The 24,476-nt window shown below is 71.9% G+C and carries 24 protein-coding genes and 1 pseudogene; 11 read left to right on the top strand and 14 right to left on the bottom strand.

Going from position 1 to position 24,476, the window contains the following annotated elements; translation table 11 throughout:
- Positions 1-265 precede the first annotated feature (265 nt).
- Together ACZ4Z1_RS34045 and mca are read right to left on the bottom strand one after the other, a co-directional pair.
- Positions 266-550: a hypothetical protein gene (locus ACZ4Z1_RS34045; RefSeq protein ID WP_468490606.1), complete on the bottom strand. Its 285-nt coding sequence runs from the start codon at positions 548-550 to the stop codon at positions 266-268.
- 7 nt (positions 551-557) lie between these two features.
- Positions 558-1,430 carry a mycothiol conjugate amidase Mca gene (gene mca / locus ACZ4Z1_RS34040; protein WP_468490522.1) on the bottom strand — a complete coding sequence of 291 codons (873 nt, stop codon included), beginning with the start codon at positions 1,428-1,430 and terminating at the stop codon, positions 558-560.
- 95 nt (positions 1,431-1,525) lie between these two features.
- Between mca and ACZ4Z1_RS34035 the strand changes: the two genes are divergently transcribed.
- Positions 1,526-1,933: a DUF4307 domain-containing protein gene (locus ACZ4Z1_RS34035; RefSeq protein ID WP_468490521.1), complete on the top strand. Its 408-nt coding sequence runs from the start codon at positions 1,526-1,528 to the stop codon at positions 1,931-1,933.
- Positions 1,934-2,206: 273 nt separating this feature from the next.
- Complete coding sequence (gene greA / locus ACZ4Z1_RS34030) at positions 2,207-2,704, top strand: transcription elongation factor GreA (RefSeq protein ID WP_468490520.1); 498 nt, start codon at positions 2,207-2,209, stop codon at positions 2,702-2,704.
- Positions 2,705-2,823: 119 nt separating this feature from the next.
- On the opposite strand, the gene ACZ4Z1_RS34025 is transcribed toward greA, so the two are convergent.
- The 3 genes from ACZ4Z1_RS34025 to ilvA form a co-directional block, all read right to left on the bottom strand.
- Positions 2,824-3,684 carry an ABC transporter permease gene (locus tag ACZ4Z1_RS34025; RefSeq protein ID WP_468490519.1) on the bottom strand — a complete coding sequence of 287 codons (861 nt, stop codon included), beginning with the start codon at positions 3,682-3,684 and terminating at the stop codon, positions 2,824-2,826.
- Positions 3,681-4,781, bottom strand: coding sequence for an ATP-binding cassette domain-containing protein (locus tag ACZ4Z1_RS34020; protein WP_468490518.1), 1,101 nt, complete (start codon positions 4,779-4,781; stop codon positions 3,681-3,683). The genes ACZ4Z1_RS34025 and ACZ4Z1_RS34020 overlap by 4 nt, the downstream gene beginning before the upstream one ends.
- Positions 4,782-5,147: 366 nt before the next feature.
- On the bottom strand, positions 5,148-6,554 hold the full coding sequence (gene ilvA / locus ACZ4Z1_RS34015) for a threonine ammonia-lyase (protein WP_468490517.1): 1,407 nt from the start codon (positions 6,552-6,554) through the stop codon (positions 5,148-5,150).
- 156 nt (positions 6,555-6,710) lie between these two features.
- On the opposite strand from ilvA, the gene ACZ4Z1_RS34010 reads away from it, so the two are divergent.
- From ACZ4Z1_RS34010 to ACZ4Z1_RS34000, 3 genes and pseudogenes are all read left to right on the top strand, one after another.
- Positions 6,711-7,211 (top strand): MarR family winged helix-turn-helix transcriptional regulator, encoded by a 501-nt coding sequence (locus ACZ4Z1_RS34010; protein ID WP_031007890.1) that lies wholly within the window; start codon positions 6,711-6,713, stop codon positions 7,209-7,211.
- Between the two features lie 242 nt (positions 7,212-7,453).
- Positions 7,454-7,945 (top strand): annotated as a pseudogene (locus tag ACZ4Z1_RS34005) (sigma factor-like helix-turn-helix DNA-binding protein); the annotation flags it as partial.
- 155 nt (positions 7,946-8,100) lie between these two features.
- Positions 8,101-8,352 carry a hypothetical protein gene (locus tag ACZ4Z1_RS34000; RefSeq protein WP_468490516.1) on the top strand — a complete coding sequence of 84 codons (252 nt, stop codon included), beginning with the start codon at positions 8,101-8,103 and terminating at the stop codon, positions 8,350-8,352.
- Positions 8,353-8,466: 114 nt separating this feature from the next.
- On the opposite strand, the gene ACZ4Z1_RS33995 is transcribed toward ACZ4Z1_RS34000, so the two are convergent.
- Positions 8,467-9,627 carry a cystathionine gamma-synthase gene (locus ACZ4Z1_RS33995; protein WP_468490515.1) on the bottom strand — a complete coding sequence of 387 codons (1,161 nt, stop codon included), beginning with the start codon at positions 9,625-9,627 and terminating at the stop codon, positions 8,467-8,469.
- Between the two features lie 173 nt (positions 9,628-9,800).
- Between ACZ4Z1_RS33995 and ACZ4Z1_RS33990 the strand changes: the two genes are divergently transcribed.
- The 3 genes from ACZ4Z1_RS33990 to ACZ4Z1_RS33980 all read left to right on the top strand — a co-directional run bounded on the left by ACZ4Z1_RS33990 (position 9,801) and on the right by ACZ4Z1_RS33980 (position 12,223).
- Entirely contained in the window at positions 9,801-10,907 is a 1,107-nt protein-coding gene (locus tag ACZ4Z1_RS33990; RefSeq protein WP_468490514.1) for a hypothetical protein, read from the top strand.
- A gap of 130 nt (positions 10,908-11,037) precedes the next feature.
- Positions 11,038-11,703 (top strand): peptide-methionine (S)-S-oxide reductase MsrA, encoded by a 666-nt coding sequence (msrA, locus tag ACZ4Z1_RS33985; RefSeq protein WP_468490513.1) that lies wholly within the window; start codon positions 11,038-11,040, stop codon positions 11,701-11,703.
- Positions 11,704-11,806: 103 nt separating this feature from the next.
- Positions 11,807-12,223: a hypothetical protein gene (locus ACZ4Z1_RS33980; RefSeq protein WP_468490512.1), complete on the top strand. Its 417-nt coding sequence runs from the start codon at positions 11,807-11,809 to the stop codon at positions 12,221-12,223.
- Here ACZ4Z1_RS33980 and ACZ4Z1_RS33975 read toward each other — a convergent pair.
- The 3 genes from ACZ4Z1_RS33975 to ACZ4Z1_RS33965 all read right to left on the bottom strand — a co-directional run bounded on the left by ACZ4Z1_RS33975 (position 12,198) and on the right by ACZ4Z1_RS33965 (position 15,459).
- A complete protein-coding gene (locus ACZ4Z1_RS33975) occupies positions 12,198-13,544 on the bottom strand; it encodes a DUF2786 domain-containing protein (protein ID WP_468490511.1) in 1,347 nt (448 codons plus the stop codon). The genes ACZ4Z1_RS33980 and ACZ4Z1_RS33975 overlap by 26 nt on opposite strands.
- A gap of 72 nt (positions 13,545-13,616) precedes the next feature.
- A complete protein-coding gene (locus tag ACZ4Z1_RS33970; protein ID WP_468490510.1) occupies positions 13,617-14,876 on the bottom strand; it encodes a L,D-transpeptidase in 1,260 nt (419 codons plus the stop codon).
- A gap of 196 nt (positions 14,877-15,072) precedes the next feature.
- Positions 15,073-15,459 (bottom strand): hypothetical protein, encoded by a 387-nt coding sequence (locus tag ACZ4Z1_RS33965; protein WP_468490509.1) that lies wholly within the window; start codon positions 15,457-15,459, stop codon positions 15,073-15,075.
- 115 nt (positions 15,460-15,574) lie between these two features.
- On the opposite strand from ACZ4Z1_RS33965, the gene ACZ4Z1_RS33960 reads away from it, so the two are divergent.
- Positions 15,575-15,910, top strand: coding sequence for a hypothetical protein (locus ACZ4Z1_RS33960; protein WP_468490508.1), 336 nt, complete (start codon positions 15,575-15,577; stop codon positions 15,908-15,910).
- Positions 15,911-16,019: 109 nt separating this feature from the next.
- Here ACZ4Z1_RS33960 and hutH read toward each other — a convergent pair whose 3' ends face one another.
- From hutH to ACZ4Z1_RS33935, 5 genes are all read right to left on the bottom strand, one after another.
- Positions 16,020-17,564, bottom strand: a complete 1,545-nt coding sequence (gene hutH / locus ACZ4Z1_RS33955) for a histidine ammonia-lyase (RefSeq protein ID WP_468490507.1) — start codon at positions 17,562-17,564, stop codon at positions 16,020-16,022.
- A 70-nt stretch (positions 17,565-17,634) separates the two neighbouring features.
- Positions 17,635-18,789, bottom strand: coding sequence for a GGDEF domain-containing protein (locus tag ACZ4Z1_RS33950; protein WP_468490506.1), 1,155 nt, complete (start codon positions 18,787-18,789; stop codon positions 17,635-17,637).
- A 141-nt stretch (positions 18,790-18,930) separates the two neighbouring features.
- Positions 18,931-19,725: an enoyl-CoA hydratase/isomerase family protein gene (locus ACZ4Z1_RS33945; protein WP_468490505.1), complete on the bottom strand. Its 795-nt coding sequence runs from the start codon at positions 19,723-19,725 to the stop codon at positions 18,931-18,933.
- Positions 19,726-19,793: 68 nt separating this feature from the next.
- The gene (locus ACZ4Z1_RS33940; protein ID WP_468490504.1) at positions 19,794-21,005 is read right to left on the bottom strand and encodes an adenylate/guanylate cyclase domain-containing protein; all 1,212 of its coding nucleotides are present in this window, start codon (positions 21,003-21,005) and stop codon (positions 19,794-19,796) included.
- Positions 21,006-21,377: 372 nt separating this feature from the next.
- The gene (locus ACZ4Z1_RS33935; RefSeq protein ID WP_468490605.1) at positions 21,378-22,172 is read right to left on the bottom strand and encodes a biotin--[acetyl-CoA-carboxylase] ligase; all 795 of its coding nucleotides are present in this window, start codon (positions 22,170-22,172) and stop codon (positions 21,378-21,380) included.
- Between the two features lie 321 nt (positions 22,173-22,493).
- On the opposite strand from ACZ4Z1_RS33935, the gene ACZ4Z1_RS33930 reads away from it, so the two are divergent.
- Together ACZ4Z1_RS33930 and ACZ4Z1_RS33925 are read left to right on the top strand one after the other, a co-directional pair.
- Positions 22,494-24,083 (top strand): acyl-CoA carboxylase subunit beta, encoded by a 1,590-nt coding sequence (locus tag ACZ4Z1_RS33930; RefSeq protein WP_468490503.1) that lies wholly within the window; start codon positions 22,494-22,496, stop codon positions 24,081-24,083.
- A 67-nt stretch (positions 24,084-24,150) separates the two neighbouring features.
- A complete protein-coding gene (locus tag ACZ4Z1_RS33925; protein ID WP_468490604.1) occupies positions 24,151-24,366 on the top strand; it encodes an acyl-CoA carboxylase subunit epsilon in 216 nt (71 codons plus the stop codon).
- Positions 24,367-24,476 lie beyond the last annotated feature (110 nt).

The following is a 24,476-nucleotide window of genomic DNA, read 5'->3' as shown; positions in this document are numbered from 1 at the left end:
AGGCGTTCCCCGTCGCCGTGACGCGAGGTGACCCGCGTCTCCGTGGCGCGAGGTTCCCCTCACTCACCGTGACGCAGGGCGTTCCTCCTCGCCGAGACGGGAGAGGCCCCTTGCCGCCGTGACGGGGAGGGGCCTCGTCACCGCGACGAGAGGTGCCGCCCCTCGCCACGATGACGCCGGACGGGCCGATGGGCAGCGCCCCACCCCGCCCGGCGTCGAGGGACGCCGCTCAGCCCGCGCCGGGCGCTGAACCCGCCGCGAGCGCTCAGCCCGCCTTGGGCTGGGCCTTCCCCGAGGGCTGCCCCTTCACCTGGCCCTTCGCCTGGCCCTTCGCCGCCTCCGTACCGCCGGAGGCGGCGGGCGTCTCCCGGGGCTCCTCGAAGTCGACCTTCTTCATCTGCTTGTTCATGGACTTCATCAGCAGCCACACGGCGCCGCCGATGACCGCGAACACAATGAAGCCGAGGACGCCCGGGGTCACCTTGTCCTTGTCGAAGCTGTCGGCAAGGGTGACGAAGTGCGTCACGGCGAGGGTGCTAGTCGCGCTCATCATGGAGTCAATTGTTGCGGATGCCCGCGAAGAGGTCGTCCTCGGGGAGGGACGTGTCGACGAGCGACTTGGCGAGCTCGTACTCCTCCGTCGGCCAGACCTCCTTCTGGATGTCCATCGGCACCCGGAACCAGCCGCCGTCGGGGTCGATCTGCGTCGCGTGCGCGATCAGCGCCTTGTCGCGGATCTCGAAGAAGTCGGCGCAGGGCACGTACGTGGTCAGCGTGCGCTCGCGGCGCTCGAACTCCTTCCAGCGCTCCAGCCACTCCCCGTACGGGGACTCCAGGCCGCGCTCCAGCAGCGCCTCGTGCAGCGCGACGGTGCGCGGCCGGTTGAAGCCCTGGTTGTAGTAGAGCTTCTGCGGCTGCCAGGGCTCGCCGGCCTCCGGGTACTTCTCCGGGTCGCCGGCCGCCTCGAAGGCCACCATCGAGATCTTGTGGGTCATGATGTGGTCGGGGTGCGGGTAGCCGCCGTTCTCGTCGTAGGTCGTGATGACCTGCGGCTTGAACTCGCGGATCAGCTTCACCAGCGGCTCGGCCGCGGCTTCGACGTCCTGGAGGGCGAAGCAGCCGTCGGGCAGCGGCGGCAGGGGGTCGCCCTCGGGCAGCCCGGAGTCGACGAATCCCAGCCACTCCTGCTTGACGCCCAGGATCTCCCGGGCCTCGTCCATCTCCTTCTTGCGCACCTCGTGGATGTGCTCCTCGATGTACGGGTCGCCCTGGAGCTTGGGGTTGAGGATGGAGCCGCGCTCCCCGCCCGTGCAGGTGGCGACCAGCACGTCCACCCCCTCGGACACGTACTTGGCCATGGTGGCCGCGCCCTTGCTCGACTCGTCGTCGGGATGGGCGTGGACTGCCATCAGTCGCAGCTGCTCAGTCAAGACTCGATCCTCAGTGAAAGGCCGGAGAAGATGTTTCCTATAGTGACCGAAGCGCGGGGCGATTAATTCCGTAGCCCCCGGCAGGAGGAGCGATCATGACCGCGGTGCGCGAAGGGCTGCCCGACGGACGCTACGGCCGCTCCGCCGACCAGCGCGCCGACCGCAAGCTGAAGATCATCGGTGCCGTGCTGGGCGTGGCGCTGCTCGGCATGGTCGGCTGGTCCGGATTCTCCTACATCTCCGGGCAGGACCTCAGCGGCCGGGTGATCACCTGGAACCGTGTCTCGGACAGTGCCGTCAAGGTGCACCTGGAAGTCGTCAAGGGCAAGGACGACACCGGTACGTGCACGCTGCGCTCGCAGGCCGACAGCGGCGCCGAGGTGGGGCGCAAGGACGTCACCGTCGACGCGCCGAAGGAGCAGGTGGACGTCGAGGTCACGATCCGTACGACGGCCAGGGCGACCAACGCCGTACTGGTCGGCTGCACGTCCTCGGACGGCTGACCGCAGGCCCGCAAGCCGTGGCCGCAGGCCCGGAGACCGGAGCCCGGAGGTCGGCCCCCGGAACCCGGGCCCGTGCCGCAGGCCCGCGTGTCGCCGGGTCCCTCCCGGCCCGGCGCTCTGACCGGCCACGATCTGGCCCGATGACGTTCCCGGCGATTTTCCCCTTCCCCGTTTTGTGCCGGAATTGTTAGGCTCGTGGTTTCGCCCACCCGTGGAGGCGCAGCCTTCCTGGTAGGGCGTTTGATTTATCCCCAGCACCGACGAGGAGCACCTGTGACCCAGACCAGCGACAACGTCACCTGGCTGACCCAGGAGGCGTATGACCAGCTCAAGGCCGAGCTGGAGTACCTGTCTGGTCCCGCACGCGCCGAGATCACCGAAAAGATCGCGGCGGCCCGCGAGGAAGGTGACCTGAAGGAGAACGCCGGGTACCACGCGGCCAAGGAAGAGCAGGGCAAGCAGGACCTTCGGATGCGCCAGCTCAAGCAGCTGCTGGAGACGGCGAAGGTCGGCGAGGCTCCCGCCGCCAGTGGTGTCGTGGCCCCCGGCACGGTCGTCACCATCGCGTTCGACGGAGACCCGGACGACACCCTGACGTTCCTGCTGGCCTCGCGGGAGTACGCGAGCTCGGAGATCGAGACCTACTCCCCGCAGTCCCCGCTGGGCGCCGGGGTGAACGGCAAGAAGATCGGCGAGACCGCCGAGTACGAGCTGCCCAACGGCAAGACGGCCTCGGTGAAGATCCTTGAGGCGAAGCCGTACACGGGCTGAGCGCCCGGCGGCCCTGCCCGCAGCCTGACGACGACCGGCCCGGAGCCCCAGCGGCTCCGGGCCGGTCGCTCGTGCGTACGAGCCGGTGGGACGCTCCCCGGCCCCGGCCTGCCCCCGCCTCAGGCTGTGGCCGACCGGTACTTGCGTACCGCGAGCGTCCGGAAGATCACGATGATCACGACGGACCAGAGCAGCGACGCCAGCACCGGCTGCTGCATGGGCCAGGCGTCGGGCACCTTGTAGTTCGGCGGCAGGTTGCCGAACAGCTGGCGGGCGGCCTGGACCGTGGCGCTGAAGGGGTTCCACTCCGCGATGTGCCGCAGGAACGTCGGCATGTTGTCGGACGGCACGAAGGCGTTCGAGATGAACGTCAGCGGGAAGAGCCAGATCAGCCCGCCCGAGGTGGCGGCTTCCGGCGTCCGTACGGACAGGCCGATCAGCGCGCCGATCCAGGAGAACGCGTAGCCGAGCAGGAGCAGCAGGGCGAAGCCCGCCACGATCTTGCCGATGTTCTCGTGGGCGCGCCAGCCGACCAGGAAGGCGACGACGGCGAGGACCACCAGCGTCAGCGCGGTCTGCACCAGGTCCGCGAGCGTACGGCCGGTGAGGACGGCGCCGCGGGCCATCGGCAGCGAGCGGAACCGGTCGATCAGGCCCTTGTGCATGTCGTCGGCGATGCCCGCGCCCGCTCCGGCGGTGGCGAAGGTGACCGTCTGCGCGAAGATGCCCGCCATCAGGAACTCGCGGTAGGCCGCGGGTGAGGTGCTGCCGCCGACGGCGATGGAGCCGCCGAAGACGTAGCTGAACAGCACCACGAACATGATCGGCTGGATCAGCCCGAAGATGACCATTTCGGGGATCCGCAGCATGCGGATCAGATTGCGCTTGGCGACGACCAGGGAGTCCCGTACGGACTGGCTGACCGCGCCGCGCCGCTTCGGTATCCCGGCCCGCGGCGCGGGGTGCGTGACGGTGCTCACTTGGCGGCCTCCTCGGTGTCCTGGGCCCGCTTCGACGCGGCGTCCTGGGCCCGCTCGGACCTGGTGCCCCGGCCCCGTTTCGACGCCCGGCGCGACGGCCGGCCCGCGGGTCCGCCGCCGTCCGCGCCGTCCCCGTTGCCGCCGTTGGCCTCCGCCGTCTCGGCGGCGTGGCCGGTCAGGGAGATGAACACGTCGTCCAGGGTCGGCCGGCGCAGTCCGATGTCGTCGATCTCCACGCCACGTACGTCGAGTTCGCGGATGACCTCGGCGAGCAGCTTGGCGCCGCCCGTCACCGGCACCGTGATCTTGCGGGTGTGCCGCTCGACCTTGCTGTCGCCCTTGCCGAATCCGCGCAGCACCTCGTCGGCCGTGGCGATGTGTTCGGCGGCGTGCACGACGACTTCCACCCGCTCGCCGCCCGTACGGGCCTTGAGCTGGTCGGAGGTACCGCGGGCGATGACCTTGCCGTGGTCGACCACGCAGATGTCGTGCGCGAGGTGGTCGGCCTCTTCGAGGTACTGGGTGGTGAGCAGCAACGTCGTACCGCCGGCGACCAGTTCCTGGATGACCTCCCACAACTGCTGGCGGTTGCGCGGGTCCAGGCCGGTGGTGGGCTCGTCCATGAACATCACGGGCGGGCTGACGACCAGCGCGGCCGCCAGGTCGAGCCGGCGCCGCATGCCGCCGGAGTAGGTCTTGGCCGGCCGGTCGCCGGCGTCGGAGAGGTGGAAGCGTTCCAGGAGCTCGGTGGCCCTGGCCTTCGCGTCGCGCCCGCTCATCTGGTAGAGCTGGCCGACCATCATCAGGTTCTCACGCCCCGTCAGGTATTCGTCCACGGCGGCGAACTGGCCGGACAGGCCGATGGAGCGGCGTACTTCGTCGGGGTGCTTGAGGACGTCGATCCCGGCGACGACCGCGGTGCCGCGGTCCGGCCGGAGCAGGGTGGTCAGGACCCGTACGGCGGTGGTCTTGCCCGCACCGTTCGGGCCGAGCAGTCCGAGGACGGTTCCTTCGGGGACGTCGAGGTCGACGCCGTCCAGAGCCCTCACCTTGCCGAAGGTCTTCACCAGACCCTCGGCGTAAATGGCGCCTGGCATGTGGTTACTCCCAAGGTATGGGTTAACTCCAGGAAGAATTTTACGTTTGCCGGACATATGGCGCATGAGGGGCCATATGGGCTGCTTGAGCAACGCGAACCAGCATGAGCCGTTCTATGGGCATATACCCGGCATCGAGGGTGCGCCGAACCCGCGGCATCGCCCCCGTGAACCCGGACCATACCTCAACGCGATACATCGCGATATACGTCAGATGGCGTTTGCGGATGCGCGGCGCCTCAGCCGCGCGCCGCGGCACGCGCCGCTCCACGACGGAGTGACCCGCCGCCGGCCCATGACGATGCGCCCCACCGTCAGTCCACGACGACACACCCCGCCATCAGCCCATGACGACGCGCCCCGCCGTCACCCCATGACGGTGTAACCCGCCGCCCGCAGGGCCGAGCTGACGTCCGTGCAGTGCTCCGGGCCCTTGGTCTCCAGATGCAGCTCCACCTCCGCCTCCGTGAGCCCGAGCCGCGGATCGGTCCGCACATGGCTCACGTCCAGGACATTGGCGTCGACCTCCGACAGCACCGCGAGCAGCGTCGCGAGCGCCCCCGGCCGGTCCGTCAGCCGCAGGCGCAGCGACAGGTAACGCCCCGCGGCGGCCATGCCGTGCCGCAGGATGCGCTGCATCAGCAGCGGATCGACGTTCCCTCCGGACAGCACCGCGACCACCGGCCCCTCGAAGGAGTCGGGCCTCGACAGCAGCGCCGCCACCGGACTCGCCCCCGCCGGCTCCACGACCAGCTTGGCCCGCTCCAGGCAGAGCAGCAGAGCGCTGGAGAGCTCGTCCTCGGACACGGTACGGACTTCGTCGACGAGATCGCCGATGATCTCGAACGGCACATCGCCCGGCCGCCCGACCTTGATGCCGTCCGCCATCGTCGTGGGCGCCTCGATCGAGACCGGCCGTCCGGCCGCCAGCGAGGGCGGATAGGCGGCCGCACCCGCCGCCTGCACTCCGATGATCTTCACGTCCGGCCGCAGCGCCTTGACCGCCAGCGCGATGCCCGCGGCCAGCCCGCCGCCGCCGATGCCCACGACGATCGTGCGCACCTCCGGGCACTGCTCCAGGATCTCCAGGCCGACCGTGCCCTGGCCCGCGATGATGTCCCGGTGATCGAAGGGATGGATGAAGACCGCGCCCGTCCCGTCAGCGTACTCCCGGGCGGCGGCCAGCGTCTCGTCCACGACCTGGCCGTGCAGCCGCACCTCGGCGCCGTACTCGCGGGTCGCGGCGACCTTCGGCAAAGGGGCTCCGACCGGCATGAACACCGTCGAGCGCACCCCGAGCAGCGAGGCCGCCAGCGCGACGCCCTGCGCGTGGTTGCCGGCGCTGGCGGCGACCACGCCGGCCGCCCGCTCCCGCGGCGACAGCCCCGCGATGCGTACGTACGCGCCACGTATCTTGAAAGAGCCGGTACGTTGCAGGTTCTCGCACTTCAGATGCACCGGCGCGCCCACCGAACCGGACAGGTGCCGGCTCCCCTCCAAGGCGGTGGACCGCGAGACGCCGGACAGGATCTTCTGCGCCTCCCGTACGTCCTCCACGGTCAGGGCGGCGGAGGCGGCGGCCACCGGGCCCGCGCCCGGCCCGGAAACGGAGGCGGAACCGGAACCCGACGCCGGTGCCGCGCCCGCACCGGGCGCCTCTTCGCGTGCCGGGACCGAGACCGGGCCGGACTGCCGGCCGGCGGCAGAAGCGGAAGCGGAATCCGAAGGGGAACCGGGGGCGGGAGTGTGCTCGTGCGGCGTGTGATCGGCCATGAAGCCCAGTCTTACAGTTCGGACGGCGGCGGGTACGCGGGGCCGCCGGACCGGTGCCACAGGGGCACGTCTTTGGGCAGCGCCGGTACGGTCCGCGCCGGGGCCGCGTACTCTGTCCCCCAATCCGTACGCATCCCATGAAGCGAGCTCCCGGCCATGCCCACCTCTTCGGACATGACGACCCACACCGACCCCGCTCTTCTCGACGCGCTGCAACACCAAGTCGCCGTTTTCGCCCGCCGCGCCGAACAGAGCCGGCTCGGCGGCGTCGGCCAGGCACGCAATTCCATGGACCGTGCCGCCTACCTGCTCCTCAACCGCCTGGACAAAGAGGGCCCGATGGGTGTCAAGGCGCTGGCCGCCGGCATGGGCATCGACTCCTCGACCGTCACCCGGCAGGTCGCCCCGCTGGTCGACTCCGGCCTGGTCAACCGCGCCTCGCACCCCGAGGACGGCCGGGCGGTCGTGCTCCAGCTCTCCGAGCGCGGCCGGTCCCGGCTGGAGGAGGTACGGGCCTCGCGCCGCGCGCTGATGGCGCTGGTCACGGAGGAGTGGACGGAGGAGGAGCGGGACTCGTTCTGCAGCCTGCTGACGCGCTTCAACGCCTCCCTGTCCACGGTCACCGCGACACTGCCGCCGGTACCGTCCAGCTCTTGAGGCGGACCGGCTCTTGAGCCCGGTTGGGCTCCTGGGGTCGGTTGGCGCCTGAGGTCGGCTGGGGCCGGCCGCCGGGGCCGGCCCTGAGACGGGCATACGGGCGGCCGGGCCCGCGGAAGGCAGGAGGGCCGGCCTGCCTCGGGGCGCTTCCCCGCGCGGCTCCCGCCGTCCGCGCCCGACGCGGCCCCGGTTTTTCCCTGCCGCCTCTTGACCGCGTGCCGGGCCTGCCGTGCCATGGAGCTGTGCGAGAGCGGCGGGCAGCCCAGGAACGCCGTCGTGCCCGGGAGTTCGAGGCGTTCGTCGCGGGCGCGGCCGGCCGTCTGCTGCGTGCCGCCACGCTCCTGACCGCCGAGCCGGAGGGCCGGCCGGCCCCCGGCGCCGAGCGCCTGCTCACGCTGGCACTGGCCCGTACGTACGCGGCCTGGGACCGGCTGCGCGGCGAGGACCCGTACGACCGCACGCGCCAGGAGATGGCCGCCCGCTTCGCGCACTCCGCCTGGCGGGAACGCCTCCCCCGCGCCCTCGGGCGCGGCGGGCGCCTGCCGCCCGGCGGCCTCCTGGGGCGGCTGTCCCCGCAGGAGCGGCTGGTACTCGTCCTGCGCCTCTACGAGGGCGTGGCCGAGGAACAGGCCGCGGCGCAGCTCGGGCTGCCCGCCGAGCGCGTCCACACGCTGTGCCTGCGGGCCGTGGGGCGGATGCGCAGCAATCCTCCTGCCGGGCGCGCGGAGCCGCCGGTACGGGCCGACGCGCGGGCGCCGAAGCCCGACCGCGTACCGGACGTACCGGATGCGCCAAACGCACCAGACACGCCAAACACGCCTAACGCATCAGGCACACCAGACACACCGCAACCGCTCCTGCCACCCCCGCACACAGAAGCGGCGGCGCCATGAGCCTTCCGGACCGCAAGGAGGCCGAAGTACGGCGGATGCTGGACGGGCCGCACCCGCCGGTCCCGCCCGGCCTGGCGCTGCGCGCCGCCGTGAGCGGCCGCCGGCTGCTGGTCCACCGGCGGCTGGCGCGTCAGGCGCTGTGGCTGCTGGCCGTGGCGGCACTGGCGGCACTCCTGGTCTGGGCGGCCGTCGACCAGCCGTGGCTGCCGCCGCCGGCGCACACCACCCCTCCGTTGGAAGGGTGGTGAGCGGGGGCCGAGCGCTCCGAGCGCCGCTGTCCCAGCGCCCGGGTGCCGCTCGGCCCGGCGCCTGACGCCCGGGCCTGGGCCTGGATGCCGATTGCCCCAGCGCCTGGGCGGTGCTTAGCCCAGCGCCTGGGTCAGGTCCGCGACCAGGTCGTCGATCGACTCGATGCCGACCGAGAGGCGTACGAGGTCGTTCGGGACCTCCAGCAGCGAGCCCGCCGTCGAGGCGTGCGTCATCTTGCCCGGGTGCTCGATCAGCGACTCCACGCCGCCCAGCGACTCACCGAGGGTGAACAGCCGCGCACGGTTGCAGACCTCGACCGCGGCCTGCTCGCCGCCCGCGACGCGGAAGGACACCATGCCGCCGAAGGAACGCATCTGCTTGGCGGCCGTCTCGTGGCCCGGGTGCTCCTTCAGGCCCGGGTAGTAGACCTGCGTCACCTTGTCGTGCGAGGCGAGCAGCTCGGCGATCCGGGCCGCGTTGGCGCTGTGCCGGTCCATCCGTACGGCCAGCGTCTTCAGCCCGCGCATCACCAGCCACGCGTCGAACGGGCCGGCCACCGCTCCCATGGCGTTCTGGTGGTAGGCCAGTTCGTCACCCAGCTCTGCGTCGTTGACGACCAGCGCGCCGCCGACCACGTCCGAGTGGCCGCCCATGTACTTGGTCGTGGAGTAGACCACCACGTCAGCGCCGAGGGCCAGCGGCTGCTGGAGGTAGGGGCTGGCGAAGGTGTTGTCCACGACCAGGCGGACCCCGGCGTCGCGCGCGACGGCCGCGAGCGCGGGGATGTCCGTGATGCCGAGGAGCGGGTTGCTGGGCGTCTCCACCCAGATCGCCTTCGTACGGGGGCGCAGCGCGTCCCGTACGGCCTGCGGGTCGGAGGAGTCGGCGACCGACCACTCCACACCCCACCGCTCGACGACCTTCGAGATGAGGCGGAACGTGCCGCCGTACGCATCATTGGGGATGACGACGTGGTCGCCGGGGACCAGGAGGGTGCGCAGCAGGCAGTCCTCGGCCGCGAGCCCGGAGGCGAAGGCCAGGCCGCGGCGGCCGCCGTCGAGGGCGGCCAGGTTCTCCTCCAGGGCGGTACGGGTCGGGTTGGCGCTGCGGCTGTACTCGTAGCCGCCGCGCAGCCCGCCCACGCCGTCCTGCTTGTAGGTGGACACCTGGTAGATGGGCGGTACCACCGCGCCGGTCGCCTCGTCGGGCTCCTGACCTGCGTGAATGGCAAGGGTCTCGAAATTCTGTGGGCGCTGCTCGCGCTGATCGCTCATGTCTGCCGAGGGTAGTCGTCCACACCCGCGAACTTTTCGGAACTTTCTGCTTCGCTGGATAGTGGATACATACAAGACACATTCGCGCTCCGCCCCCGCACCACCCTGCTGCCCCGCGCCGCCCCCATCCTCACCCCATCCGCATCCCACAACCGGAATCCGAGACTGACCACATGGACGCTCTGCTGGTTCTCTTCGCCGCTGCCGCTCTCGGCGGTCTCGTCCTGTTGCCCTGGCTGCGGCGCCGGCAGGCCGCCCAGCAGCAACAGCAGGGGCTGGCGGTGGCCGCCGACCCCATGGTGGGCTACGGCTTCGTACCGGCCCAGGAGCTCGACGTACGGCTGCCCGGCCCCGACCAGGAGCTGGAGGACGCCCTCGACGAGATCCGGCGCAGCCACGACTGGCGCCCGGCCGCGCAGCTGCTGAGCGCCACCGGCGACGACTGGGAACGCCGCTGGCAGCGCGTGCAGACGCTCGCCGGGGCCGCGGCGTTCGAGCTGGCGGAGCGGCCCGGGCAGGGCGGCATCTGGCTGCGTACGTGGCGCTCCGAGGCGCCCAAGGACCCCGGAGGCGCCCAGACGCACGCCCAGTTCCTCGTCATCCAGGCGCTGCGCGACCCCGGCTCGCAGGACTTCCGCATGATCCTGGAGGAGGCCCGGACGGTCTGCCACGAGGCGGCGCTGCTGGCCCCCGGCAGCCCCGTCCCGTACCTCACCGAGCTGGCCGTCGCCCGCGGCCTCGGCGACCGCCGCGCGGACTACGACGCCCTGTGGTCGAAGGTCACCCAGCGTGCCCCGCACCACATGGGCGCGCATCTGGCCGCCCTGCCCTACTGGTCGCAGAAGTGGCACGGCTCCAAGGAGGAGGCCGCCGCGTTCACCGAGAGCGCCGCCGCGGCCGCCCCCGCCAAGAGCCTGCTGCCCGCCCTCCCGCTCTTCGCCGTCTACGACCATTTGCCCGAGGCCAACATGGTCCGCGGCCTCTTCCAGAGCTCCGTCGTGGAACGCGCGATAGAGGGCGCCCACTTCGCCCTGCGCGAGGCCCCCGCGGACCACCCCGTGGCCCCGCACGTCCGGCACCTGCTCATCTGGTTCCTCGTACACGCCGAGCGCTACGAGGAAGCCGTGGAACAGCTCCGCCTGGTCGACGGCCACGTCGGCGCCGTCCCGTGGTCGTACGGCAGCAGCCCCGCCGCCGAGTACGCCGCGTTCCGCGCCTTGGCGGTGGCCGGCTGGCAGCGCGGCGGCGGCACATCGTCGCAGTTCTGGCCGCACCCGTGACCACCGGCCCGGCGACGGTCCGCGCCCCCGGAACGCGCCTCGCGACGCGCCCTGGAATGCGCTTCCCCCTCCCCGCGTTGTCCCAGCGGGCCGCCACCGCCCCTTCCGCCGACCCCTGGAGCGAGACCCCATGCTCTTCAACCGCTTCAAGAACGCCCTCCCCTCCCCGGAGGAGGCCCTGAAGGGCCGCCCCGAGCGGGACTTCACCGTCCCCGACCGGCACACGGTCCTCGGCAACCCGCTCCTCGGCCCCTACCCGGCCCACCTGCGCATCGCCGACTTCGGTCTGGGCTGCTTCTGGGGCGCCGAGCGCAAGTTCTGGCAGACCGAGGGCGTCTGGACGACCCTGGCCGGCTACCAGGGCGGCCACACCCCGAACCCCACCTACGAAGAGGTGTGCAGCGGCCTGACGGGCCACACCGAAGCGGTCCGCGTCGTCTACGACCCCGCCAAGGTCTCCTACGCCACCCTCCTGAAGCTCTTCTGGGAGTCCCACGACCCCACCCAGGGCTTCCGCCAGGGCAACGACACCGGCACCCAGTACCGCTCCGCGATCTACACCCACTCCCCCACCGACCAAGAATCCGCCGAAGCCTCCCGCACGGCCTACCAGTCCGTCCTGACCGCCTCCGGCCACGACACCATCACCACCGAAATCCTCCCCGCCGCCACCCGCCCCTTTTATCCGGCCGAGGCCTATCACCAGCAGTACCTGGACAAGAACCCGGGCGGGTACTGCGGGATCGGCGGGACAGGAGTCTCGTGCCCGGTGGGGGTGGCGAAGGCGGAGGGGTGAGCCGGGGGGCGGCGGATGTCTCCGGCGGAAGTCGCGGTCTCACTTTCAGACGGACAACTCCTGCCGGGCGTCATCGCTTCCCTGAGACGCCACCCTTTTCTTCATGGCTACTTCGGGGGCACGCGGCGGTCGTCTCGGCGGACTGGGTCAGTGGTGGGGTGTTCTGGCCGGCGCCTTACTGATCGCGGCGTGGGTCAATGCCGCGGCGGGCCCGGCCGTGGTGGTCACCCTGTCCGCCGTCGTGTTCCTGTGGAGCTTCTTCCAGGCACCGGTGACGTGCGGTGCCCCGGTGCGGGGCCGCATGGACGGCTGCCGCAACAATGCCTCCGGGCTGCTGCTGGGCTGCCACATCCGCCAACACCGGTGGCAGAAGCTGAAGTTGCTGGTCGTCCGCCGGCAGGTGCGCGCGTTCTGTGCCGGGCTGTTCTCCGACGGCAAGGCGACGGTCGTCACGCTGGCCGGACTGGGGAGCTTCGTCTCCGGGCTCGTTGCCCTCATCCCGGGGGCCGTCGTTCACTGAGCCGACGTCCGGGCGCCGCCTCCGGGCGTCGTCCCAGGTGGGCGCGGTTGGCCGCGGCCGCGCCCTGTTCCCAGCCCGCGGCGTCGCGTACGCCTCGCATGCGGACGGCGGCGGTGTCGGGGAACAGTTCGCCGGTGGTCTCGGCCACGGCGACCTCGCGGGCGGCCAGGACCGGGAGGAGGTCCGGGGCGTCGGTGGCGGCCTCGGCGGTGGTCTCCTCGGTGGCCGTGGCCAGACGGGTGCGGATGCGGTCGGCGTAGGCGACGAGGAAGGTCTGGCGGAAGTCGCGGGTACGGCGGGACCGGCCGCGGCTGTGGTGGGCGTCGCCCGCGCGGTGCATGGCGGTGGTGGCCTGGAGGAGCAGTGAGGTGTAGAGCAGTTCGGCGGCCTCCAGGTCGGCTTCGAAGCCGATGAGCGTGGAGAAGCCCACGTCTTCGGACCAGACGGCCTGGCAGCGGTTGGCGGCGGCGACGGCGTCGAGCAGCAGTGCCTTCGCCTGCTCGTACGGGCCTTCGATGCCGATGCGGATGGCGGAGGGGGCGGGGGAGGCGGCGCGACCAGCGCCGTGGCGAAGCCCGGGCCCGGCGCCGTCGCCGGTGCCTGCGTCGGCCCCGGCGTGGTCGAGCAGCGCCTCGTCGATGCTGTGCCGCGCCATCAGCTCCTGGGCCTTGGCCGACAGCGCTTCCGCCTCGTCCGGGTAGTCCGTCGCCTCGGCCTTGGCCAGCAGGCCTCGGATGCGGCCCAGCGTCCGGGATTCGGCGGGCGTGTTCGCACGCACCGGCCGGGCGGCCGGTAGGGGCGTGATGCGGGGCAGGCGCCCCAGGACGCGCAGCGCTGCCAGTACGTCGTACGTCGTCTCGAAGCGCGAGGTGCGGCGGCGGTGCGCCAGCTCCTCCAGGTAGGACGTCTCGGACGTCCACCAGGTCACGGCTTCCAAGTCGCGCAGCTGCGTCGCCCAGCGGGGGCCGCGGGCGCGCTCCGCCGCCCGCCCCGCGCGCTGTGCCTCGGCCGCCATCGCGTCCACGACGACGGCGGTGCGCGGGCCGCCGCCCGTCTCCCGCCGTACGATCCGCTCCAGGTCGGCGGGCTGCCAGCCGCCCAGCCAGCAGCGGTGTACGCCGTCCTCCGCCGCGGCCAGCAGCGCGGCGCTGACGGCCTCGGGGCCCGCGGGCGCCGCCGCCAGCATCGAGGCGCCGGTCTCCAGGGCGTCTTCGGCGGGTGTGCCGTCCTCGGCGTACCGGACGCTGCCGAGTACGGTCCCGACCAGTTCACCGGCCGCGGCCCGGCCCTGCTGCCGCGGTCCGTCCTTGCGCTTGCTCACATGGTCACGATACGGAGGGCGGGCCCCCGCCGGCGCGCCGGTGGGGGCCCGCCCTCGAAGAGGCGCGGTGCGCTACTTCACGGCGCTGCCGGCCACCCACTCGTTCCAGTCCATGTTCCAGCCGTTGAGGCCGTTGTCCGGCTTGATGGTCCTGTCCGGGGAGTTGACCATGTGGACGACATCGCCGACCAGGGAGTTCTGGTAGAACCAGGCGCCGTCCGTGCCGGGGTCACCGGCGCCCTTGACGTCCTCCAGGCCGATGCAGCCGTGGCTGGTGTTGGCGGTGCCGAAGATGCCCTTGCCCCAGTAGTTGCCGTGCAGGAACGTGCCGGAGCTGGACAGGCGCATGGCGTGCGGGACGTCGGGGATGTCGTACTCGCCCTTGCCGTCGTTGTTGGTGAAGCCGACGGTGGAGCCGTCCATGCGGGTCTGCTGGTACTTCTCCGAGACGACCATCTTGCCGTTGTACGTCGGGTGGTCCTTGCTGCCCGCGGAGATCGGGATGGTCTTGATCGTCTTGCCGTCGCGCACCACCGTCATCTGGTGGGTCTTGGCGTCGACCGTGCTGACCTGCGACCGGCCGATCCGGAAGTTCACCGTCTTGTTCTGGACGCCCTTGACGCCGGGGGCGGCCTCGACGCCGTCCAGCTTCAGGTCGACGGTGACCTTGGAGTTGGGCTTCCAGTAGTCCTTCGGGCGGAAGTCCAGGCGCTGGTCGCCGAACCAGTGGCCGACGACGTCCTGGTTGCTGCTGGACGCCACCTTGATCGCGGACTGGACGTCCTTCTTGTTCTTCACCGGCTTGTCGAAGTTGACCGACACGGGCATGCCGACGCCGACGGTCGAGCCGTCCTCCGGCGTGTAGTTGCCTATGAAGCTGTTCTTCGGGGAGACCGTGGTGAAGGTCGAGTGCTCCACCGCCTTGCGGCCCTGGGAGTCGGCGGCGTGGGCGGTGATCGTGTACTTGGTCGAGCGCTCCAGCTGCTTCTTCGGCTTCCAGGAGCTGCCGTCGGCGGCGAGCGTGCCCTCGACCGGTTTCTTGTTCTCACCGGCGGTCATCGTGACGTCGGTGAGCTTGCCGCTGTCGACGGTGACCTTGGCGGCGCTGTTGATGCCCGCGTCGGCGGATCCGTTCTTCGGCTCGATCTTGATCTTGGCTTCGGAGGCGTCCTTCGCCGCCGCCTCGTCGACCTTCTTCGTGTTGTCCTGGCCGGCCCCGTCACCGCCGTCACCGCCACCGCACGCCCCGAGGGTCAGTACACCCCCGAGCAGCGCGGCAGTGGCTATCAGGCCCTTGCGACGCTTGCTGTCCGTCATCACACGATTCTCCATTGCCTTGCTGCCGAACCCGGGAACCCCCGAGCCGGGCGTCGCACCGCATACTGCCGGGCGACACCTCAGGAACGTCTGTTCCGTTTCGTCCGTTCCATACGTGGGGCGGTTGTGGGAAACGCCACGCAACCCCCGTACGGCGACGGACGTCGCACGGGGGTCGCGCGTCAGCGGTGGCCGGCGGCCGGCCGCCTCCTCAGAAGCGGACGCGCGCCCCGCCGTCCCCGGACGCCTCGCTCTGGTCGGCCTCCTCGTCCTCCGGGAAGCCGTCGTCCTCCGCGTCGTGCCCGAGGACCCACTCCGCGTCGGCGTCGTAGTCGATCTCCTCGCTGCTCCACGACGCCTGCGTCAGCTCCACTCCCGGCACGCCCTCGACCAGGTCGAAGGGGTCCACGAGGTACGCCAGCGCCTCCGCCGGATCGGTCTGGACCGTTTCCCGCGCATGCCCGCGCTCCTCCGCGGGTAGAGAAGGGTCACCGTTGATGTGGTCGAGTGCCGCGCCGGTCAGCCGGTCCGAGTCGGCGACCTCCATGACCAGTTCGACATGGAGCCGGACAAACCGTGATGTCTCGTCATTGCTCATGTCTGGGAGCGTAAGCACCACCGGCTCCTGACTTCCCCACGACCCGCGGCTGTCACTAACATCTGTTGTCAACGGTCAATTTGCCGAGCCCACAAGGGGGATCGTTTCCGTGCCCGTGACCGCACGTCGACCACTGCTGACCGCCGCAGCCGCGGGATCGGTACTGCTCGCCCTGTGGTTCGTACCGTCCGCGAACGCCACCGTTGAACACGGCGAACGGACGACGCACGACGCCTCCCGGTCGGCCCAGCAGGCCACCGGCACCACGTCGCACGCTGCCGCGCGGCCCGGCCAGGACCAGCGGGAATCCGGGGACGGGCAGGAAGCGCTGCTCGCCGACACCGGCGCGTTCGACACCACGCCGTACGTCGTCGGAGGCGCCGCCTTCCTCGGCATCGGCGCCGGGCTGGTCGGCTTCTCCGTCCGCCGCACGCGCGGCGACGTGGCCTGAGAGCCGGTGGCACCGCCCCGACCTGGCAAAGAAGCGCGCAGAACCGCGCGGGTCTCCGCGGCCGCGGTCCGGCGGAGCGGGCCGCGACCGCTCCGCCGGACCGGCCGTCTCAGGCCAGCTCCCCGGTGACCTGCTCGACCGCCTCGACCAGCCGCCCGCTGCGGACGAAGTCGTACGCCGCCTCCAGGTCCGGCGCGAGGAAACGGTCCTCCCCCGGCCCCTGCACACCCGCGGCCCGTACGGCGTCCAGCACCGCGCGGGTGGCCGGCGCCGGGGTCAGGCCCTCGCGCATCTCCACCGCCCGGGTCGCCGCGTACAGCTCGACGGCGAGCACCCGGGTCAGATTGTCCACGGCGGTCCGCAGCTTGCGCGCCGCCGACCAGCCCATCGAGACGTGGTCCTCCTGCATCGCGGAGGACGGGATGGAGTCCACCGACGCGGGCGCGGCCAGCCGCTTCATCTCGCTGACCAGCGCCGCCTGGGTGTACTGGGCGATCATCAGGCCCGAGTCGACCCCCGGGTCGCCGGCCAGGAAGGCGGGCAGGCCGTGCGAGCGGTTCTTGTCCAGCAGGCGGTCCGTACGGCGCTCCGCGATCGAGCCGAGGTCGGCCGCGGCGACGGCGAGGAAGTCCAGTACGTACGCGACCGGCGCGCCGTGGAAGTTGCCGTTCGACTCCACCCGGCCGTCCGGCAGCACCACCGGGTTGTCCACGGCGGCCGCCAGCTCGCGGCCGGCGACCAGCCGCGCGTGGTCCAGCGTGTCCCGGCCCGCGCCCGCGACCTGCGGGGCGCAGCGGATGGAGTACGCGTCCTGAACGCGCGGCGCATCGTCCTGGTGGTGGCCGGTGAGTCCCGAACCGGCCAGGACCTTGAGCATGTTGGCGGCGGAGGCGGCCTGGCCGGGGTGCGGGCGGATGGCGTGCAGCTCCGGCGCGAGCACCTTGTCCGTACCGAGCAGCGCCTCCAGGGAGAGGGCCGCGGTGATGTCCGCCGTGGTGAACAGACGGGCCAGGTCGGCGCAGGCCATGATCAGCATGCCGAGCATGCCGTCGGTGCCGTTCAGAAGGGCCAGGCCCTCCTTCTCGCGCAGCTCGACCGGCGCGATGCCGTGCTCGGCGAGCAGCTCACCGGCCGGCCGTACGACGCCGTCCGGGCCCTCCGCCTCGCCCTCGCCCATGAGCGTCAGCGCGCAGTGCGACAGCGGCGCCAGGTCGCCGGAGCAGCCCAGCGAGCCGTACTCGTGGACGACGGGGGTGATCCCCGCGTTGAGGATCTCCGCCATCGTGCCGACGACGAGCGGCCGGACCCCCGTACGGCCGGAGGCCAGGGTCTTCAGGCGCAGGAACATCAGCGCGCGCACCACCTCGCGCTCCACCCGCGGCCCCATGCCGGCGGCGTGCGAACGCACGATGTTGCGTTGCAGCTGGGCCCGCAGCTCCGGGCTGATGTGGCGTACGGCCAGGGCGCCGAAGCCCGTGGAGACGCCGTACACCGGGTCCGGCTTGGCGGCGAGGTCGTCGATGACCGCGCGGGCGGCGGCGACGGCCGCCGTGGCCTCCTCGGACAGCTCGATACGGGCGGCGCCGCGGGCGACGGCGATGACGTCCTGTGCGGTCGTGCCGGACGTCCCCAGCACCACAGTGTGCATATCCATATTCAGGCACCCTAGAGACTGAATCCCTGGATGTCACCACTGGGTCTCCGGCACGCACCCACGCGCCCGGTCACCGCCGGAAGCGACGGCGCTCCGTCGACGAGGCACGCTCCGGCGCGTCCGCCAGCCGGACCACCGGATCCTGCGTACCGCCGTCCCGGCCCGCCACCACCGGTCCCCGCGAGCCGGCCCCCTTCGCCCGGTACTGCGCGGCGTCCGCCAGCCGGAACAGCCTCCGGGCCGAGCGCACCGGCCCGATCGGGTCACCGGTCGACGCGACTCCCACCGCCACCCCCTCACCCAGCTCCAGATCCGCCGCCCGGTCGCACAGCTCGCCGGCCACCTTGGCCACCTCGTCGGCCGAAGGACCCACCGTGAGCAGGCAGAACTCGTCCCCGCCGAGCCGGGCGGCGAGGGTGCCCGGCAGTATGGCGCCGCACAGGGACAGCACCGAACCGAACCGTTCCAGCAGCCGGTCCCCGACGGCGTGCCCGCACGAGTCGTTCACCCGCTTCAGCCCGTTCAGATCGCACACCACCAGGCTCACCACCGCCCCGTCCCGCCGGTGCCGCTCCAGCGCCTCGTCGAGCCGCATGTCCACCGCACGCCGGTTCGCGAGCCCGGTCAGCGCGTCCGTGAACGCCAGCCGCCGGGCCTCCGCCAGCCGCTCCGTCTGCGCGATCCCGGCCGCCGTCACCGCCGCCAGCACGGTCGCGAAATCCGCGTCCGCCCGCGAGAAGACCGTCCCTCCAACCGCACGGGCCACATACAGCTCCCCCCACGCACGCCCGTGCAGCACGATCGGCGCGACCACGCAACACCCACGCCCCCTGCGCCGCAGCGCGGCCACCCGCTGATGGTTGTACGGGCCCTCGTCCGCCCCGTCCTCAACGGTCTCGACCCAGGCGTTCGGCTGACCGCCCCCGGCCCACTGCTCGTGCAGAAACCCGACGATCTCCGGGAACTCGTGCACCGGATACGACTCGTCCTCCGGGTACTCCACCTCCCCCTCGGCCAGCTCCCCGACGTTGACCAGCACCTTCAGCTGCCCCAGCTCACGCTCCCAGGCCGAGATCGCCGCGAACGAGCCCCCCAGAGCCGCCCGCACCCCCTCGGCGGCGGCCCGCACCGACTCCCGCGGGGTGTGCGCCGCCGCCATCGCCTGCGCCAGCGCCACCACGGCCCGAAGCCTGTCATCGCCCTCGCCCGCCACCGGACCTCGCATTCCGTCACCGTGAGCACTACGTGTCACTACAGCGTAGGAACGTTCGGGGGCATTCGCGCTTTCCGACGAGGCGGGGCCGGGGCGAGGCGCGGCGAGGGGACCGAACCGAAGGCGCAAGACGCGCGCCCCCGGGCGGAAGCCCTACTCCCCCGGCCACTCCGGCCGCCGCTTCTCATTGAACGCGGCCACCCCCTCGGCCCGGTCGGCGGAGAACGCCACACTCCGCCAGGCCCCGTCCTCCACGTCCAGCCCGGTACGGAGGTCGAGCCCGTGCCCCAACCGCAGCGCCCGCTTCGCCGCGCGCAGCCCGACCGGCGAGTTGCGGGCGATGCGTCCGGCGAGGCCGAGGGCCTCCTCCGTGTCCCGGCCCTCGTCCACCACCTGATCGACAAGTCCCAGGCCGAGCGCCTCCGCGGCCTCCACCTTCCGCCCGGTGAAGATCAGCTCGGCCGCCCGCGCCGCCCCTACCCGCCGCGGCAGCAGCTGTGTACCGCCGCCTCCGGGAATGACGCCGACCGACACCTCGGGCAGCCCGACCACAGCCGTACGGTCCGCCACGATCAGGTCGCACGACAGCGCCAGCTCGAACCCGCCGCCGAGCGCGAAGCCGTGCACGGCCGCGACGGTGGGCATCGGCAGCTCCAGGACGCCGGTGTAGGCGGCCCGGGTGCGCGGCCGCTGCCGCATCAGGTCGGCGTCGCTGAAGGAGTTGCGTTCCTTCAGGTCCGCGCCCACGCAGAAGGCCCGCTCGTGGGTGGAGGTGAGCACGGTGACGCGGACGTCCCGGTCGGCGGCGAGCGCGGCGCAGGCGGCGCTGATGCCGTCCGCCATGGCCGTGGACACGGCGTTCATCGCCTTGGGCCGGTCGAGCCGCAGCTCGGCCACGTACCCATGCCGGTGTACGCCCACGAAGTCCCCGAAGCGTTGCGTGTCCATGCAGCACCCTCCCTGGTTAACGATCGTTCCGTCACCTTAACCAGGGGCGCAACAGCCGGCGCCGTACCTCAGCCCCGCCGGCTGAGAAGCCACGGCTCGACGACCCCCAGCCCCCGCACCGGCCGCTGCCACATCGGCTGCAGGGCGAACCGGTACTCCGGCAGTGGCCCGGCCCCCTCCTCCGCGGCCGCGGCAGCGGCCTTCGCATCGGCCTCGGAGACCGGCGCCTCACCCGTACGCCCCAGCTCCTCCGCGAACGCCTCGTCCACCAGCACCGTGTCCTTCGGCGCTATCGACGTCAGGCGGCTGGCCAGGTTCACGGTCGTACCGAAGACGTCGCCCATCCGCGTCGTGACCGTCCCGAACGCGATGCCGACGCGCAGCTCGGGCATCGTCTCGTCGTTGGCCATGGTCTCGATGAGGCGCAGTCCGATCTCGGCCGCCGTGCCCGCGTCGTCGGCGGCGAACAGGACCTCGTCGCCGAGCGTCTTGATGAGCCGGCCGCCGTGCGCGGCGACCAGGTCGGCGGCGGTGGTCTCGAACGCCTCGACCAGTTCGCCGAGTTCCTCCTCCTCCAGACGGCGGGTGAGCCGGGTGAAGCCGACGAGGTCGGCGAAGCCCACCGCGAGGCGCCGGTCGACCATCTCCGCGTCGTCCTGGGCCTGCACGACGCGGCCGGTCGCTGCGGCGAGCTGGCGGCGCCAGACGTAGACCAGGAACTCCTCCAGCTCGGGCAGGAGGAGTTCGACGAGGGGGTAGGTGATCTCCGTACGGGTCAGGCCGGAGTCCTGGGGCTCGGTCAGGCCCTCCAGGAAGGAGTCGATCTGCCAATCGGCGAGGCGGGCCGTGGTCTGTCCGGTGGAGCGGGCCACCTGCACCGCCATCGCCTCGCTGAGCAGGCCGGCCTCCACCAGGCCGGCCAGCCGCCGCAGTGCCAGCACGTCGGCCTCGGTCAGCGCCTTGACCTGGCCGATGTCCGCGAAGCCCATGGCGCGCCAGAAGCGGGAGGCCAGTTCCATGGAGACGCCCGCGCTGCGGGCCGCCTGGAAGGGGGTGTAGCGGCGGTCGGCGCCGAGGATCAGCTGTTCCAGGCGGATGGCGATGGTGTCGTCGTCGGGGTCGGCTCCCGCGCCGTCGGCCCCCGCGCCGTCCGCACGGGTCCCGTCGGCGCGCGGCGCGCCGTCCGCAGCCGCCGAGTCCCCCTCAGGAGGAGCGGCCCCCGTCTCACGAGGGGCGATGTCCGCTTCGCGCGGGCCGGCGCCCGAGTCGTCGGCGGTCACCGCTCGCTCCCTGTCCGTTCCCTGCGCACTGCCCTTCCGATCACTTCTCGCTCGTTCGCCCGCTCCGCGGCGGACGGCCTCAACGATACGGCAGGTGTGCTCTGGCTCACTCTCACACCTCGTCGCTATCGCCCCGTTCGACACATAAGTGCGATTGCTCCCGAGGTTTCTTGACCAGGATCTGATCGTTTTTGACCGCCAGGCGGACGGGGAAGAGCCCGAAGCCGCACGCCGGCGCACCGGCACGGCCGCCCCGCCCCACGCCGCCCGGCCACCGTACGAGCCGCGCCCGAAACTCCGCCCCGCCGGTTGGACACCGGTTGGACGGCCCCCGGGCACCCCGGAGCAGACCGCCCCCCTACCCCCTACCCGTCACGACTCCCCCGCCGGCCGCACATGCACGATGTCCCCCGCGGCAACCGGCCGCTGCATGCCTTCCTCCGTGGCGAGCACCAGCCGCCCGTCACCGTCGATGGCCACCGCCTCTCCGAGCAGTGCCCGGTCGCCGGGGAGTTCGGCCCGTACGGAGCGGCCGAGCGTGGCGCATCCGGCCGCGTACGCGTCCTGGAGACGGCAGGCCGCCGCGTCGCCGTCGGCCGCGGTCCACTGCCCGTACCAGTCCTCGACCGAGCGCAGTACGGCCCGCAGCAGCGGGTCACGGTCGGTGACCTTGGCGCCGGCCAGGGCGAGCGAACCGGCGCCGGGTACGGGCAGTTCCCCGGCGCGCAGCGTGACGTTGAGGCCGATGCCGATGACCACGCCGTCACCGGCCCGCTCCGCGAGGATGCCGCCGGCCTTGCGCTCCTCGTCACCGACGGTGACCAGCAGGTCGTTGGGCCACTTCAGGGCGGTGTCCACGCCCGCGGTGCGGGCCACCGCGCTGGCGGTCGCCACTCCGGCGAGCAGCGGCAGCCAGCCCCAGCGCTCCGGGGGGACCCTCGGGGTGAGGTAGAAGGAGAAGAAGAGGCCGGAGCGCGGCGGCGCCGACCACCTGCGGTCCAGTCGGCCGCGCGCGGCCGACTGCTCCTCGGCGACGAGGACGGTCCCCTCGGCCAGCCCTTCGGCGGCCCGCGCGGTGAGGTCGGTGTTGGTCGAGCCGGTCGAGGGCACGACGTCGACGCCGGTCCACAGCGAGCCGGACCGCAGCAGGGCGCGCCGCAGCGCCATCGCGTTCAGCGGCGGCCGGTCCAGGTCGGACCAGCGCCCGCCGGAGCCCGGTGCCGCACCCGAACCCGCGCCCGAGGCCGCTCCCGAGCCCTCCCCCGGGCCCGATCCGGCCCGCGCCGCATCGCCGTCGCCGTTGCCCGAGCGGTCTTTGTCCTGGTTTTCCGGTGGTTGAGGCGTCATGGCCCCAGCCTAGGTGTGGTCAACGACGCAGTGCCCCTGAGCAGTCCCGCCGATACGCTACGAAGCGGTAGCCCATCCCGTTCAACCCCCGTACCACCCTCGTACGAGCACCAGTCCAGGACGAGCAGGAGCCGCATCCCGATGTCCGAGCCGGAAGCACACATCACCACCACCGCGGGCAAGCTGGCCGACCTCCAGCGCAGGATCGAGGAAGCCACCCACGCCGGGTCGGCGCGGGCCGTGGAGAAGCAGCACGCGAAGGGCAAGCTGACGGCGCGTGAGCGCGTGGAGCTGCTCCTCGACGAGGGCTCGTTCGTCGAGCTGGACGAGTTCGCGCGGCACCGTTCGACCAATTTCGGGCTGGAGAAGAACCGGCCGTACGGCGACGGCGTCGTGACCGGTTACGGCACCGTCGACGGCCGCCCGATCTGCGTGTACTCGCAGGACTTCACCATTTTCGGCGGTTCGCTGGGCGAGGTCTACGGCGAGAAGATCGTCAAGGTGATGGACTTCGCCCTGAAGAACGGGTGCCCGATCGTCGGCATCAACGACGGTGGCGGCGCCCGCATCCAGGAGGGTGTGGTCGCGCTCGGCCTGTTCGCGGAGATCTTCCGCCGCAATGTGCACGCCTCCGGCGTGGTGCCGCAGATCTCGCTGATCGTCGGCCCGTGCGCGGGCGGCGCGGTCTACTCCCCCGCCATCACCGACTTCACGGTCATGGTCGACCAGACCTCGCACATGTTCATCACCGGGCCGGATGTCATCAAGACCGTCACCGGCGAGGACGTGGGCTTCGAGGAGCTGGGCGGGGCCCGGACGCACAACACCACCTCGGGCGTCGCGCACCACATGGCGGGGGACGAGAAGGACGCCATCGAGTACGTCAAGGCGCTGCTGTCCTACCTGCCGTCCAACAACCTCTCCGAGCCGCCCGCCTTCCCGGAGGAGGCGGACCTGGAGACCTCGGAGTACGACCGCGAGCTGGACACGCTGATCCCGGACTCGGCGAACCAGCCGTACGACATGCACACCGCCATCGAGCACGTCCTCGACGACGGCGAGTTCCTGGAGACGCAGGCCCTGTTCGCGCCGAACATGCTCACCGGCTTCGGGCGGGTGGAGGGCCACGCGGTCGGCGTGGTCGCCAACCAGCCGATGCAGTTCGCGGGCACGCTGGACATCGACGCGAGCGAGAAGGCCGCGCGGTTCGTGCGCACCTGCGACGCGTTCAACGTCCCGGTGCTGACGTTCGTGGACGTACCGGGCTTCCTGCCGGGTACGGACCAGGAATGGGACGGCATCATCCGGCGCGGCGCCAAGCTGATCTACGCGTACGCGGAGGCGACGGTTCCGCTGATCACGGTGATCACCCGCAAGGCGTTCGGCGGCGCGTACGACGTCATGGGCTCCAAGCACCTGGGCGCGGACCTGAACCTGGCCTGGCCGACCGCGCAGATCGCGGTGATGGGCGCGCAGGGCGCGGTCAACATCCTGCACCGCCGCACGCTCGCCGCGATCGAGGACCAGGACGCGCAGGACGCCCGCCGCCAGGAGCTGATCCAGGAGTACGAGGACGCGCTGCTCAACCCGTACGTGGCGGCCGAGCGCGGCTACGTGGACGCGGTGATCATGCCGTCGGAGACCCGCCGGCACATCGTCCGCGGACTGCGCACGCTGCGCAACAAGCGCGAGTCGCTGCCCCCGAAGAAGCACGGCAACATCCCGCTGTAGGGCGGGCCGTGCCCGTCACCAGCGCTGTCCGCCGTTCGCCGCAACCCCTCCAGGAGGTCGGTTGACCATGATCAAGGTCGTCCGGGGCAACCCCACACCCGAGGAGCTGGCCGCCGCACTGGCGGTGGTTCGCACCCGCGCGGCGGCGGCCGCGGCTGCCGCCGCCGACGCGCCCGGCACGGAGCGTACGGACGAATGGGCCGACCCGGCGTCCACCATCCCGCGCCGCCGGCTGCCGCACCCGGGCCCGCGGGCCTGGCGCACGAGCTACTGGCCGCGCTGAGGCTCCGGGGCCGGGCTAGGAGCTGTCTTCAAATGTCACGCCCACATCAGGAGCGATGCGAGGGTGACGGCTGCTTGGTAGGACTCGGCGGTCTTGTCGTAGCGGGTGGC

The organism is Streptomyces sp. NPDC030165 (genome assembly GCF_055573595.1).
The sequence above is the reverse complement of the archived record's forward strand: the minus strand, read 5'-3'. Positions and strand labels throughout refer to the sequence as shown.

Coding starts and splice junctions, on each gene's coding strand:
- ACZ4Z1_RS34045 (WP_468490606.1), bottom strand. CDS start 550: ATGAGCGCGACTAGCACCCTCGCCGTGACGCACTTCGTCACCCTTGCC.
- ACZ4Z1_RS34035 (WP_468490521.1), top strand. CDS start 1,526: ATGACCGCGGTGCGCGAAGGGCTGCCCGACGGACGCTACGGCCGCTCC.
- ACZ4Z1_RS34020 (WP_468490518.1), bottom strand. CDS start 4,781: ATGCCAGGCGCCATTTACGCCGAGGGTCTGGTGAAGACCTTCGGCAAG.
- ilvA (WP_468490517.1), bottom strand. CDS start 6,554: ATGGCCGATCACACGCCGCACGAGCACACTCCCGCCCCCGGTTCCCCT.
- ACZ4Z1_RS34010 (WP_031007890.1), top strand. CDS start 6,711: ATGCCCACCTCTTCGGACATGACGACCCACACCGACCCCGCTCTTCTC.
- ACZ4Z1_RS34000 (WP_468490516.1), top strand. CDS start 8,101: ATGAGCCTTCCGGACCGCAAGGAGGCCGAAGTACGGCGGATGCTGGAC.
- ACZ4Z1_RS33995 (WP_468490515.1), bottom strand. CDS start 9,627: ATGAGCGATCAGCGCGAGCAGCGCCCACAGAATTTCGAGACCCTTGCC.
- ACZ4Z1_RS33990 (WP_468490514.1), top strand. CDS start 9,801: ATGGACGCTCTGCTGGTTCTCTTCGCCGCTGCCGCTCTCGGCGGTCTC.
- msrA (WP_468490513.1), top strand. CDS start 11,038: ATGCTCTTCAACCGCTTCAAGAACGCCCTCCCCTCCCCGGAGGAGGCC.
- ACZ4Z1_RS33980 (WP_468490512.1), top strand. CDS start 11,807: ATGGCTACTTCGGGGGCACGCGGCGGTCGTCTCGGCGGACTGGGTCAG.
- ACZ4Z1_RS33970 (WP_468490510.1), bottom strand. CDS start 14,876: ATGGAGAATCGTGTGATGACGGACAGCAAGCGTCGCAAGGGCCTGATA.
- ACZ4Z1_RS33965 (WP_468490509.1), bottom strand. CDS start 15,459: ATGAGCAATGACGAGACATCACGGTTTGTCCGGCTCCATGTCGAACTG.
- hutH (WP_468490507.1), bottom strand. CDS start 17,564: ATGGATATGCACACTGTGGTGCTGGGGACGTCCGGCACGACCGCACAG.
- ACZ4Z1_RS33950 (WP_468490506.1), bottom strand. CDS start 18,789: ATGCGAGGTCCGGTGGCGGGCGAGGGCGATGACAGGCTTCGGGCCGTG.
- ACZ4Z1_RS33945 (WP_468490505.1), bottom strand. CDS start 19,725: ATGGACACGCAACGCTTCGGGGACTTCGTGGGCGTACACCGGCATGGG.
- ACZ4Z1_RS33935 (WP_468490605.1), bottom strand. CDS start 22,172: ATGGCGCTGCGGCGCGCCCTGCTGCGGTCCGGCTCGCTGTGGACCGGC.
- ACZ4Z1_RS33930 (WP_468490503.1), top strand. CDS start 22,494: ATGTCCGAGCCGGAAGCACACATCACCACCACCGCGGGCAAGCTGGCC.
- ACZ4Z1_RS33925 (WP_468490604.1), top strand. CDS start 24,151: ATGATCAAGGTCGTCCGGGGCAACCCCACACCCGAGGAGCTGGCCGCC.